Source organism: Rhizobium sp. Leaf321 (genome assembly GCF_001423215.1).
Taxonomy (GTDB): domain Bacteria; phylum Pseudomonadota; class Alphaproteobacteria; order Rhizobiales; family Rhizobiaceae; genus Neorhizobium; species Neorhizobium soli.
This window is the reverse complement of sequence record NZ_LMOF01000006.1, coordinates 660,874-673,028: the sequence shown is the minus strand read 5'-3', so window position 1 is coordinate 673,028 and position 12,155 is coordinate 660,874. Positions and strand designations below refer to the sequence as shown.

The window sequence follows — 12,155 nt, the reverse complement described above, 5'->3', positions numbered from 1 at the left end:
CTGGAGGCTGGTGACATGCGCCCGATTACCGCAATCGGTTTTGATGCCGACGACACGCTCTGGCAGAACGAACAATACTACCGCCTGACGGAACGGCACTTCCAAAAGCTGCTTGGTGATTTTGGCGATGGCGCCGATATTTCCGCGCGACTGCTGGAGGCCGAGAAGCGCAATCTCGGATATTATGGTTTCGGCATAAAGGGCTTTACCCTGTCGATGATCGAAACCGCGATCGAAGTGACGGACGGCAACGTACCATCCCGCACCATCGGCGAAATCCTCGATATCGGCCGGGAGCTGCTGCGCCACCCGGTCGAGGCGCTGCCGCATGTGGAAGAAACGCTAAGATCGCTGAACGGCCATTATCTGCTGGTGCTGATTACCAAGGGCGACCTGTTCGACCAGGAACGCAAGCTGGCGCAATCGGGCCTCGGCGATTTCTTCGATGCGGTGGAGATCGTTTCGGACAAGACGGCCACCACCTATCGGCGCATTTTCCAAAAACTGGCCGACGGGCCGGAACGGGCGATGATGGTGGGCAACTCGCTGAAGTCAGATATCGTGCCGGCCATCGCCGCGGGATCCTGGGGCGTTTACGTGCCGCATGCCCTGACCTGGGTCCTGGAACATGTGGACGCGCCGACCGAAGCGCCGCGTTTCCGCAAGATCGAGAACCTTGGCGAGTTGCAGCGGGTCCTTACCGAAGTCATGGCCGTTTGAAATTCAGCCGTGCCTGCGCGACCTCCGGCTGGCAGAAACAGCCCTCGAAATGATCGTTGACGAGGCCCATGGCCTGCATGAAGGCATAGACGGTTGTCGGGCCAACGAAGGTCCAGCCGCGCTTCTTGAGCACCTTGGACAGTGTGACGGAGACTGGCGTCGTGGGGTTGGCGCACAGCGTGGCGAGATCCATGATCGCGGGTCGGTCTTCCTCGCGAGGTTCGAAACTCCAGAAGAATTTGGCGAGGGTGCCAAACTCATCGCGCATCTCGACGGCGCGCTTGGCATTGTTGATGGTGGACACGATCTTGCCGCGATGGCGGATGATGCCCGCATCGAGCACCAGTCGTTCGACATCGTCTGGACCGAACTGCGCCACGGTGTCGAAATCGAAGCCTGCGAAGGCTGCGCGGAAATTCTCGCGCTTGCGCAGGATCGTCAGCCACGAGAGACCGGACTGGAAGCCTTCGAGGCAGATCTTTTCGAACAGCCTGATATCGTCGGCCATCGGCCGGCCCCATTCCTCGTCATGATAGCGGCGGTAGTCTTCGAGACCGCCGTGCCAGAAGCAGCGGCCCTTCCCATCTTCGCTCGTGATGATGCCGGCCACTTGCTTCTCCCAAACCATGACAATCCAATCCTTAACGTCAGTCTGACAGGTCTTCAGCTTGCGGCAACCATGTTTACACACGGGCCGGTAACCCTGCCTAAAGCTTTATGCGAATTCCAGCGCCGAACACCCCACCCGTTTACCAAACGCTTTGACGTGCCATTCACCATGGCCGCCAGATCCGTAAACGAGTGGACGTGGAACCGATGACGACGAAGACCCTGCTTCTGGCCCTAGGCCTGACGACCGCGCTTTGCAACACAGCTTTGGCAAACGACCGCTACGGCGACCGCCCGCCGGTCATCGTCAGCCCGGATCTTGCCGCCCCGTGGGTGATGCAGCTTGCCGGACCGAATGGACGATCGGCAGCAACCGTGCGCCAATATCGCCAGCCGCAGAACGACCGGCAGCAGACCGCACAGCCGCGGGTGATATACCGCGAGCAGGCCCAGCCGCGGCCGGTGCGCCGTGGCATATTCGATCGCGGTCAGCCGAGAGCGCAACAGGTCGCCATGAGGCCCAACGCGCCGGTCCGCAGCCGCATCGATCCGCAGTTCCTGCCGCAGATGGTGGCCTATGACACCAAGGAAAAGCCGGGCACGCTCGTCATCGATACGAACAGCCGCTTCCTCTATCTCGTGATGGCGGACGGCCAGGCCCGGCGCTACGGCGTCGGCGTCGGCAAGCCGGGCTTCGAATGGGCCGGCGAACACAAGGTGACCCGCAAGGCCGAATGGCCGAGCTGGATCCCGCCGCAGGAAATGATCAGCCGCGAGGCCGCCAAGGGCCACTACCTTCCCGCCCGCATGGATGGCGGACCGGAAAACCCGCTCGGCGCCCGCGCCATGTATCTCGGCTCGACGCTCTACCGTATCCACGGCACGAATGCGCCCTGGACGATCGGCAGCGCCGTCTCCTCCGGCTGTATCCGCATGCGCAACGAGGACGTGACAGACCTCTACGGTCGTGTTGATGTCGGCACCAAAGTCATCGTGATGTAAGCGCCATCGCGGCTGCTGTGGCCATATGGCCACGGTGGCTTCGGCGATCGTTGAGCGCCCGTGTATATTCACCTCGTCTCATCTTGCCGCGGGCGATGGGTCGGGACATGTTTTCCTGCAGTTCAAGACGAAAATACCAGGGGGTAAGGATGAAATCGGGTAAAATGCTGTTTGCCGTGGCCGGCATGATGGTTTCGATTCTGGCAGTGGATGCTTCGACCCACGCAGCCTCAGCGCAGAGCTCCAGTTCGGCGCGGCCGCAGACGACCGCCAGCGACGTGGCGCCTTCGGTGCGCAACCGCACGGTGCCGGAGAAATTCCAGCGCCGGAAGGTTCGGTTCGCCACCAATGAAGCGCCGGGCACGATCATCGTCGATACGAACAACAAGTTTCTCTACTACGTCGAGGGCAACAACCGCGCTACCCGCTACGGGATCGGCGTCGGTCGCGAAGGCTTCGGCTGGTCGGGCGTGGTTTCGATCGGCCGCAAGTCGGAATGGCCGACCTGGACGCCCCCTGCCGAAATGCGCGCCCGTGAGGCCCGCCGCGGCATCAAGCTGCCCGTCGTCATGCAGGGCGGCCCGGAAAACCCGCTCGGCGCCCGCGCCATGTACCTCTACAAGGGCGGCCGTGATACGATCTTTCGCATCCACGGCACCAACCAGCCCTGGACGATCGGCCTCAACCTCTCGTCCGGCTGCATCCGCATGATGAACAAGGATGTCGAGCATCTTTACGCGCGCGCTGCTGTCGGCTCCAAGGTGGTCGTCATCGGCCCCGGCAGCAAGCCGGGCGACGTCGCCTTCGAAGACCGCGGCCTCGACATTTTCCGCACCATCTTCGGCGGCTGATTGTTAGGCATCTCTTCTCGCATTCCTGTGCGCGTCACAGGAATGCGGTCGGTCTAGGTTAACGGACCGAAGAGACTCTTCCGCATCGCGGACGCGACGCTGCTCACTCCCTGTGACAAGCACAGGGATGAGGGTGGAGAGTGGGCGGTGCCGGCGGCAATCAGACGACGATGTCGCCTTTTAGGGTAAGATCGGCCGGCCTCGCCTAGACGAGTGCCTTTGCCTTTCTCGCGAGCTTTGCCGGTTCGGGCCCGCCATAGGCCCAGTCCAGCAGCTCCACCGTATGGACGATCGGGATGGCTGTTCCAGACGCGATCTGGGTGATGCAGCCGATATTGCCTGTGGCGATCACATCCGGCTTGGTCGCCTCGATATTCCTGACCTTGCGGGCTTTCAGCTGGCCTGAAATCTCCGGCTGCAGAATATTGTAGGTGCCGGCAGACCCGCAGCAGAGATGGCCTTCGGCGGGATCGCGGACGGTAAAGCCCGCTGCCTTCAGAAGCTGCTTCGGGGCTGCGACGATCTTCTGGCCGTGCTGCATTGAACAGGCGGAATGATAGGTGACGGTGAGCTTTTTCGGCTCCAGCTTGGCAAGATCAAGCGTGAACAGGTATTCGGTGATGTCCTTTGCGAGCGCCGAGACTGTTGCTGCCTTCTCCGCATAGGCCGGGTCCAGCCGCAGCATGTGGCCGTAATCCTTGATCGTGGTGCCGCAGCCGGAGGTGGTGATGATGATCGCATCGAGACCGCCCTTCTCGATTTCGCGGGTCCAGACATCGACATTACCGCGGGCGAAATCCAGCGCCTGTTCCTCGCGCCCCATGTGATGCACAAGAGCGCCGCAGCAGCCTTCGCCTTGCGGGCTGACGACCTCGACGCCGAGGCGCGACAGCAGCCGGTGTGTCGCGGCATTGATGCCGGGATCGAGCACCGGCTGGGCGCAACCCGACAGGATCGCCACCCGCCCGGGGCGTTGCGCTTGGGGCATTTGCGATATCGCGGGGGCTGATCCGGCCGGTGGGGCGGCTCTCGGCGCAAGTTCCAGCATGGCTGCGAGGGGCCGTAGCGGCTTGATGCGCTTCAACAGCGGGCCGAAGGGCCGGCCGAGCCTTGCCAGCGACAATGCCGTCCTGAACCGTGCCGGATAGGGAAGAACCGCGGCCAGCAGGCTGCGGATCAGCCGGTCGGCAAGCGGCCGGCGGTAGGTGTTTTCAATATGGATGCGGGCGTGATCGACCAGATGCATGTAGTCGACGCCGGAGGGACAGGTGGTGACGCAGGAGAGGCAGGACAGACAGCGATCGATATGGGTGACGACCTGCTCATCGGCTGCCCGATCGTTTTCCAGCATGTCCTTGATGAGATAGATGCGGCCGCGCGGGCTGTCGAGCTCATCGCCCAGCGTCACATAGGTGGGACAGGTGGCGGTGCAAAAGCCGCAATGAACGCAGCGGCGCAGGATCTTTTCGGACTCCGCCACATGCGGGTCGAGCAGTTGTTCGGGGGTGAAGGAGGTCTGCATCAGTGCGCTTCTTCCCTGTCAACTTGGCCCCGCCTGCCGCAGGCGGCGCAGGACCTCGATACCGATGATGGTCTCATGATCACCACCCCATCTTGCCCGGCGAGAAGATCCCGGCCGGGTCGAGTTTCTGTTTGACCCGGGCCGAGAGTGCGGCCACGGCATCCGGCACCGGCTCGAATGACGGGGTCGCGGCTCTTGCGGATTTCGAGGCGCGGATGAGCGTGGCATGGCCTCCGCCGAGTGCGCGAATATAGCCGCGCAGGAAGTCGGCTTCGGGATCTGCCTCCATCTGCATCCAGACCAGTCCGCCCTGCCAGTCGTAATAGGCATCGACGCCCGCCTCCATGCGAAGAGCGGCGACAAGCTGGCAGCCGGCCATCGGCGCCATCGAGACGCGCCAGAGGGGCCGACCGGCACCGTTAGCATAGGGATGAACGTCGCGGATCTCGCGCCAGAGCGACAGGCTGTCTTCCATGCCGAGTCGGATGACGGGACCAAAGGCCTGCATCACGGCGACCAGCTTTTCGGCACGCACCGCGACGGATGCGGCGAGACCTTCGAGACGCAGGACGGTTGCTTCGTTTTCCGGCAAGGCGCCATCGATAAACCGGGCTCGCACGGTCTGGGGCAGATGGGCGGCACCGGACACCTCCACCGGCAGCGCCATGGCGGCCGCCATCGCCTTGGCGGCGGTCTCGTCGTCGAGGCCGGAGATGACGATGGTTTCCACCGTCTGCGGCACCGGAAGGACGCGAAACGTCACTTCCGTCAGAAAACCCAGCGTGCCGTGCGAACCGGCCAGAAGCTTGACCAGATCGAGGCCGGTGACGTTCTTCATCACCCGCCCGCCGGCGCGCAGCAATTCGCCGCTGCCGTTGACGAACCGGATGCCGAGAAGACTGTCCCTCGCCGCCCCTGCCACGAAGCGTCGCGGACCCGACGCGTTGGCGGCAAACACGCCGCCGATCGTGGGCTCTCCTGACGTGCCCATGATGCCGCGGTGATCCATCGGCTCGAACGCCATCATCTGGCGGTTTGCGGCAAGGGCCGCTTCCACCTCGGCGACGGGTGTGCCGGCCTTGACGGTCATCACCATTTCGGCCGGGTCGTAATCGACGATGCCGGTGAGGCCGCGCGACGACAGGGGCTCTGCGCCCTCGGTGGCATTGCCGAAGCCGGAGCGGGTGTTGCCGCCGCAGAGCGCGAACTTACGGCCATCGGCCACGGCGCTGCGGATGACATAGGCGGCATCGGTTTCGGAATGGGGTATCAGCAAAGGAAACCCACTTCAGGAATGGTGTTGGTGGGCATGAAATTCACCTGCGCCCCTCGAGCGGAAACACCTTGGACGGGTTCAGTATCCATTGCTCGTCGAAGGCTGAGCGGATTGCCATCTGCTGGTCGAGTTCGGCTTGCGTGAACTGATGCCGCATCAGGTCGCGCTTCTCGATGCCGACACCATGCTCGCCGGTGAGACAGCCGCCGGCATCGACGCAGAGCTTCAGGATCTCGTTGCCGGCTTCCTCCGCCTTCATCGCTTCTTCGGGATCGTTGGCATTGAACAGGATCAGCGGATGCATGTTGCCGTCGCCCGCGTGAAAGACGTTCGCCACGCGCAGGTCGAAGCGTTCGACGATTTCGGCGGTCTTTTCCAGCACGTAGGAGAGTTTGCCGAGCGGCACCGTGCCGTCCATGCAGATATAGTCGGCGATGCGGCCGGTGGCGCCGAAGGCCGATTTGCGGCCTTTCCAGATCAGCGCCGCCTCGGTGGCAGACTGGCATTCGCGCACGGTCTTCACCTGATGCCTTCGGGCGATTTCGACGATGTCTTTGAGCGTTGCGTCCATCTCGGCTTCCGATCCCTCCACCTCGACGATCAGGAGCGCTGCGACATCGAGCGGATAGCCGGCCTTGGCGAACGCTTCGCAGATCTCGATCGCCGGCTTGTCCATGAACTCGATCGCCACCGGAATGATGCCGGAGCCGATGATATCGGCGACGCAGGCCCCTGCCTCTTCCGAGCTATCGAACCCGAACAGGACCGGCCGCGCGCCCTCCGGTTTGGCAATCAGGCGCACCGTCGCCTCGGTGACGATGCCGAGCTGGCCTTCCGAGCCGCAGACGAGGCCGAGAAGATCGTAACCTGCGGCATCCAGATGCTTGCCGCCAAGCTCGATCACCGTGCCATCGACAAGCACCATCCGGACGCCGAGCAGGTTGTTGGTGGTGACGCCGTATTTCAGGCAGTGGGCGCCGCCGGAATTCATGCCGATATTGCCGCCGATCGTGCAGGCGAGCTGCGAACTCGGGTCCGGCGCATAGAAAAACCCATCGATGCCGACCGTCTCCGAAATGCTGAGATTGGTGACGCCGGCCTGCACGGTGGCGGTGCGATTGCTGTAGTCCACTTCCAGCACCCGCGACATCTTGGAAAGGCCCAGAACGACCGCATCCTCCTGCGGAATGGCCCCACCCGAAAGCGAGGTTCCCGCCCCCCTTGCAACGACCGGAATGGCGTGGCGATGGCAGTATTTCATCACAGCCGCAACCTGCGCCGTGGTGCGTGGAAGGACGACGGCAAGCGGGACGCGCCGATAGGAGATGAAGGCGTCGGTCTCGAACGGTGCGAGTTCGCGTTCTTCGTGGATGAGACAGTCCGCCGGTACGAGACGGGCAAGATCGGTCACGATGTTATCCCGCCGCGACAGGACGGACGCGCGTGGCGGCAGGAATGCGATTGCCTCGGCCATGGCCTCCTCCTCAGAACGCGTGGCTTTCTCTATCTCGTTACAGCGTATGCCATGACGGTGTCGCACATCAACTCGAATGCGGGTTGCTCACGCATAAACCACAGATCCGCTCTCGACATTATCAGCGTACAAAGCGCGGTCCGCGCAAAATAGACGTTGACGCAACAGTAGCCGGCTTCAGAATGGAGAATGCGCCTTTAGAGATGATTCTCCTAAAATAATCCTCTTTTGCTCGTTAAGCCCGGCGCAAGCATTATATTAGCAACATACATTTTTTGGAGGCGTTTCGAAATTGGGCTTGATGGACCGACTGACCGGCAATCTTCGTTTGATGCTGCAGCGCCCTGCGCGACAGCAGTATGCCGCGTTGTGCTATCGCCTGACGAAGAAGCGGACGCAGCTGGAAGTTCTGGTCGCCACAAGCCGCGATACGGGGCGTTGGGTCATTCCCAAGGGATGGCCGATGAAGGACAAGAAGGCGCATCAGGTAGCCGAACGCGAGGCTTACGAGGAAGTGGGCGTCAAGGGTAAGGTCGAGAAGGACGCGCTTGGCTTTTTCCACTACCGCAAGACCCTCGACAGCGGCCTGAAAGTGCTGGTGCGCGTGCAGGTTCACGCACTGGAAGTTGCCGATTGCCTGAAGAATTTTCCGGAAAAAGGATCCCGGAAGCTGGAATGGGTCTCCTGCGAGGAAGCGGCCAACCGCGTCAACGAGCCGGAACTGAAAATTCTCTTCCTGCGGTTTGCCGAAAAAATGGATCCGCTTCGTTCAACGGTGCCGATCAAGGCCGCAGGCTGACAGTCCGCTCGACCAACCAAAATCGTATACTGGAATAAATGATGGGCCAAACGCGGCCGCGTCTGGCCAAGCCGACGCTCGACAAGGATCTCGAAAAGCTCTCCTCGGTGGAAGACGCCGCGCGCCAGACGTCGCGCGGGCTTGCAGCACCCGGTGCAGCGCTGCTGTTCATCGTGCTGGTGGCAATCTTTGCCGCTTCCTATGTGACCGGACATCCGGGTGCTGTGGTGGTGATCGCGGCCTCCGCGCTTGCGGCCTACATGGCGATGAATATCGGCGCCAACGACGTTACCAACAATATCGGCGCGGCGGTCGGCGCGCGCGCGATGACGATGGCGTTCGGCCTGGCGCTGGCGGCAGTGTTCGAAATCGCCGGCGCGGTGATTGCCGGCGGCAGCGTTGCCGGTACGATCGCCAACAACATCATGCGTGCCGGCGTAATCACCGATCCGAACGTGATGATCTGGGCGATGATGGCGGCACTGCTTTCCGCAGCCGTGCTGATCAACGTCGCGACATGGCTCGGCGCGCCGATCTCCACCACCCATTCTATCGTCGGCAGCGTGATGGGTGCAGGCATCGCGGCGGCCGGTTTTTCGGCCATCAACTGGGCGACCGTCGGCGGTATTACCGCAAGCTGGGTCCTGTCGCCGCTGCTTGGCGCCACGATTGCTGCCGGCCTGCTGTTCCTGATCAAGGAAACGATCATCTACCGCGAGGACAAGATCGCTTCTGCCCGGACATGGGTGCCGATCCTGATCGGCCTGATGGCGGGCGCCTTTGCGGGCTACCTCTCGCTTGTCGGTCTTGGGCAGTTGATAACGGTGTCAAAACTGACCGCGACCGCCATCACGCTGATCACGGGTCTTGCCGTCTGGCGACTGGTCATCCCTGTCATCGCCAGACAGTCGCGCGGACTGGAGAACCGCAACCAGTCGCTGCGCAAGCTGTTTCGCATTCCGCTGGTGTTTGCCGCGGCGCTGATGTCGTTCGCGCATGGGGCGAATGACGTGTCGAACGCGATTGGTCCGCTGGCAGCGATCGTCGCGGCAGCGCAACGCGGCGGCGTGTCCGCACCTGTCGGCATACCGCTGTGGGAGCTGGTGATCGGCGGGCTTGGTATCTCGCTCGGCCTTTTGCTGTACGGACCGAAACTGGTGCGGCTGGTGGGTGCCGAAATCACCAAGCTCAATCCGATGCGCGCCTATTGCGTCTCGTCTTCGACGGCGCTGACGGTGATCGTCGCGTCCTGGGTCGGTCTGCCGGTATCTTCCACGCATATTGCTGTTGGCGCCGTGTTCGGCGTCGGGTTTTTCCGCGAATGGTACACGCGCCATTCACGCCGCCGTTACGAGTATATGCGGGTCAGGGCCGGCAAGGATCCGGATGTCGGTCAGGAGCACGAGCACGACGAGAACGAGGTGAAACGCCGTTTTCTGGTGCGCCGCTCGCATTTCCTGTCGATCATCGCCGCCTGGATGATTACGCTGCCGGCATCGGCTGCGCTTGCAGCGCTGGTCGCGACGGTTATCTTCGCGCTGTTCGTCTGAGGTTTGAGAGTTTTCCCATGCGTGCCAATTTCCGGATACAGCGCCTGTTCATCGACGCACCTCTTGCGAAGGCCGAGCACCAGGAGGTGGGAGCGGAGCATTTCAACTATCTCGCCAACGTTTTGCGCCTGACTGAAGGTGCCGAGATCCTGGCGTTCAATGGACGCGACGGCGAATGGCTGGCGAAACTCATCTTTCCGAGCCGCAAGAAGATCGCACTCGAGCCGGTCGAGCAGGTGCGCCCGCAGCCGCTAGCACCGGACCTGCATTACCTGTTTGCGCCGCTGAAGGTGGGGCGGCTGGACTATCTGGTGCAAAAGGCGGTCGAAATGGGCGCCGGCACGCTTCAACCCGTCATGACGCAGCATGTACAGGGCAAGATCACCAGCATGGATCGGCTACAGGCGAACGTGATCGAAGCTGCCGAACAGTGCGGCATATTGTCAGTCCCGCAGGTCCTTTCGCCAAAGAAACTTGCCGATGTCCTCGACCACTGGCCGTCCGACCGGCGTATCATTTTCTGCGACGAGGGCGATGAGGGACAGAACCCGCTGACGATCCTCGCAAAGATCGAGGAGACCAAGCTGGCGCTGCTGGTCGGCCCGGAAGGCGGGTTTTCCGAAGAAGAACGGGCACGTCTGCGGTCGCTGCCATTCGTCAGTGCCATTCCGCTCGGACCGCGTATCCTGAGGGCCGATACCGCAGCGGTTGCAGCACTTGCCGTGGTCCAGGCTTCGATCGGCGACTGGCGTTAAACATGCTCCCAACCGGCGCGACAGATTTGACACACAGCTGCCTGTTTTTCTAAACCAGCGTTGAAAGAAATTCACTTGCACCGCAGATCATTCCGGTCCACTCAGCCGGACGTTCGCTCTCTAAATACGGCACTCCGAACAAGGTAGTTTTCATGGCCCGCGACACCACCGACCAGACCCCGCTTTCTTCGGTGGCCGAGCTTTCCAGCTACATGGCCGAGGGACCGCGACCGAAGGAAAAATTCCGGATCGGGACCGAGCACGAAAAGTTCGTCTTCTTCAAAGCCGACCATTCGCCCGTGCCCTATGCCGGCGACGCCAGCATTTCCGCGCTGCTGCATGGCATGCAGGAACGGCTGGGCTGGGAGCCGATCACCGATGGCGGCAATATCATCGGGCTTGGCGAACAATCCGGCATGGGTGCGATCTCGATCGAGCCCGGCGGCCAGTTCGAGCTTTCCGGCGCGCCTCTGGAAACGCTGCATGAAGTGGCGAAAGAGGCCGAGGAGCATATCGCCCTCGTCAAGGAGATAGCCGAGCCGATGGGCATCGGCTTCCTCGGCATCGGCGGCAGCCCCAAATGGACGCGCGAAGAAACGCCGCGCATGCCGAAATCCCGTTACGACATCATGACCCGCTTCATGCCGAAGGTCGGCAGCAAGGGTCTGGACATGATGTACCGCACCTGCACGATCCAGGTGAACCTCGACTTCTCGTCCGAGGAAGACATGGCCGCGAAGATGCGGGTGTCGATGAAGCTGCAGTCGATCGCAACAGCGCTGTTTGCGGCATCGCCGTTTACCGAGGGAAAGCCGAACGGCCTTTCCTCCTGGCGCGGCGACATCTGGCGCGACACCGACAACAGCCGCTCCGGCGTGCTTCCCTTCGTGTTCAACTCCGATTTCGGCTATGCCGATTACGCAGAGTGGGCGCTCGACGTGCCGATGTATTTCATCGTGCGCAACGGCAAGTATCACGACTGTACCAACATCACCTTCCGGCAGTTCATGGACGGCGCGCTGAAGGGCAGCGTCGACGACTGGCAGCCAACGATGGGCGACTGGATCAACCATCTTTCCACGCTGTTCCCGGATGTGCGGCTGAAGAAGTTCCTGGAAATGCGCGGTGCCGACGGCGGTCCGCTCGATCGCATCGCTGCCCTGCCCGCCTTCTGGGTGGGCCTGCTCTATGACGACACGGCGCTTGCGGATGCGCAGGAACTGACGAAGGACTGGACGTTCGAAGATGTCGTGCAGATGCGCGATACCGTTCCATCAAAGGGTCTTTCAGCCGAGATCCGTGGCGTGTCGGTTCTCGACATTGCCCGCGAGAGCGTGCTGATCTCCAAGGCCGGCCTCAAGGCCCGCGCGCGCAAGAATGCCGAGGGTGACGACGAGACGATCTATCTTCGGCCGCTCGAGGAAATCCTGGTCAAGAAGGCAACGCTTGCCGATGAGATGCTGGCGCTGTTCAACGGCCGCTGGGAAGGCTCGGTCGAGCCGGCGTTCAAGGACTACGCTTACTGAGCAGGAGCATTCGCTGCTCCATAATCCGCTTTCAGGCTTTGCCTTTCCGGCTATAGTGGGTGTGTCACCCA

11 protein-coding genes are annotated in these 12,155 nt (G+C 62.1%); 7 read left to right on the top strand and 4 right to left on the bottom strand.

Annotated features, from left to right (window positions below; all coding sequences use genetic code 11):
* The first annotated feature begins 15 nt into the window (after window positions 1-15).
* Window positions 16-720: an HAD family hydrolase gene (locus tag ASF70_RS09555; protein ID WP_062453728.1), complete on the top strand. Its 705-nt coding sequence runs from the start codon at window positions 16-18 to the stop codon at window positions 718-720.
* On the opposite strand, the gene ASF70_RS09550 is transcribed toward ASF70_RS09555, so the two are convergent.
* Entirely contained in the window at window positions 707-1,330 is a 624-nt protein-coding gene (locus tag ASF70_RS09550) for a DNA-3-methyladenine glycosylase I (RefSeq protein ID WP_244473999.1), read from the bottom strand. The genes ASF70_RS09555 and ASF70_RS09550 overlap by 14 nt on opposite strands.
* A gap of 206 nt (window positions 1,331-1,536) precedes the next feature.
* On the opposite strand from ASF70_RS09550, the gene ASF70_RS09545 reads away from it, so the two are divergent.
* Both ASF70_RS09545 and ASF70_RS09540 read left to right on the top strand, forming a co-directional pair.
* A complete protein-coding gene (locus ASF70_RS09545; protein ID WP_062579285.1) occupies window positions 1,537-2,331 on the top strand; it encodes a L,D-transpeptidase in 795 nt (264 codons plus the stop codon).
* 149 nt (window positions 2,332-2,480) lie between these two features.
* Entirely contained in the window at window positions 2,481-3,182 is a 702-nt protein-coding gene (locus ASF70_RS09540; RefSeq protein ID WP_244473998.1) for a L,D-transpeptidase, read from the top strand.
* A 205-nt stretch (window positions 3,183-3,387) separates the two neighbouring features.
* Here ASF70_RS09540 and glcF read toward each other — a convergent pair whose 3' ends face one another.
* The 3 genes from glcF to ASF70_RS09525 form a co-directional block, all read right to left on the bottom strand.
* Window positions 3,388-4,704, bottom strand: coding sequence for a glycolate oxidase subunit GlcF (glcF, locus tag ASF70_RS09535; protein WP_062579280.1), 1,317 nt, complete (start codon window positions 4,702-4,704; stop codon window positions 3,388-3,390).
* Window positions 4,705-4,783: 79 nt separating this feature from the next.
* Window positions 4,784-5,980 carry an FAD-binding protein gene (locus ASF70_RS09530; RefSeq protein WP_062579278.1) on the bottom strand — a complete coding sequence of 399 codons (1,197 nt, stop codon included), beginning with the start codon at window positions 5,978-5,980 and terminating at the stop codon, window positions 4,784-4,786.
* 40 nt (window positions 5,981-6,020) lie between these two features.
* Window positions 6,021-7,454, bottom strand: a complete 1,434-nt coding sequence (locus ASF70_RS09525; RefSeq protein WP_062579275.1) for an FAD-linked oxidase C-terminal domain-containing protein — start codon at window positions 7,452-7,454, stop codon at window positions 6,021-6,023.
* Window positions 7,455-7,746: 292 nt separating this feature from the next.
* Here ASF70_RS09525 and ASF70_RS09520 point away from each other — a divergent pair, with 292 nt between their 5' ends.
* The 4 genes from ASF70_RS09520 to ASF70_RS09505 all read left to right on the top strand — a co-directional run bounded on the left by ASF70_RS09520 (window position 7,747) and on the right by ASF70_RS09505 (window position 12,084).
* Complete coding sequence (locus ASF70_RS09520; protein ID WP_174195683.1) at window positions 7,747-8,253, top strand: NUDIX hydrolase; 507 nt, start codon at window positions 7,747-7,749, stop codon at window positions 8,251-8,253.
* A gap of 41 nt (window positions 8,254-8,294) precedes the next feature.
* Complete coding sequence (locus tag ASF70_RS09515) at window positions 8,295-9,803, top strand: inorganic phosphate transporter (RefSeq protein ID WP_062579273.1); 1,509 nt, start codon at window positions 8,295-8,297, stop codon at window positions 9,801-9,803.
* 17 nt (window positions 9,804-9,820) lie between these two features.
* On the top strand, window positions 9,821-10,558 hold the full coding sequence (locus ASF70_RS09510) for a 16S rRNA (uracil(1498)-N(3))-methyltransferase (RefSeq protein WP_062579271.1): 738 nt from the start codon (window positions 9,821-9,823) through the stop codon (window positions 10,556-10,558).
* 152 nt (window positions 10,559-10,710) lie between these two features.
* A complete protein-coding gene (locus ASF70_RS09505; RefSeq protein ID WP_062579269.1) occupies window positions 10,711-12,084 on the top strand; it encodes a glutamate--cysteine ligase in 1,374 nt (457 codons plus the stop codon).
* Window positions 12,085-12,155: the final 71 nt, after the last annotated feature.

Coding starts and splice junctions, on each gene's coding strand:
- ASF70_RS09515 (WP_062579273.1), top strand. CDS start 8,295: ATGGGCCAAACGCGGCCGCGTCTGGCCAAGCCGACGCTCGACAAGGAT.
- ASF70_RS09505 (WP_062579269.1), top strand. CDS start 10,711: ATGGCCCGCGACACCACCGACCAGACCCCGCTTTCTTCGGTGGCCGAG.
- ASF70_RS09555 (WP_062453728.1), top strand. CDS start 16: ATGCGCCCGATTACCGCAATCGGTTTTGATGCCGACGACACGCTCTGG.
- ASF70_RS09545 (WP_062579285.1), top strand. CDS start 1,537: ATGACGACGAAGACCCTGCTTCTGGCCCTAGGCCTGACGACCGCGCTT.
- ASF70_RS09540 (WP_244473998.1), top strand. CDS start 2,481: ATGAAATCGGGTAAAATGCTGTTTGCCGTGGCCGGCATGATGGTTTCG.
- glcF (WP_062579280.1), bottom strand. CDS start 4,704: ATGCAGACCTCCTTCACCCCCGAACAACTGCTCGACCCGCATGTGGCG.
- ASF70_RS09510 (WP_062579271.1), top strand. CDS start 9,821: ATGCGTGCCAATTTCCGGATACAGCGCCTGTTCATCGACGCACCTCTT.
- ASF70_RS09525 (WP_062579275.1), bottom strand. CDS start 7,454: ATGGCCGAGGCAATCGCATTCCTGCCGCCACGCGCGTCCGTCCTGTCG.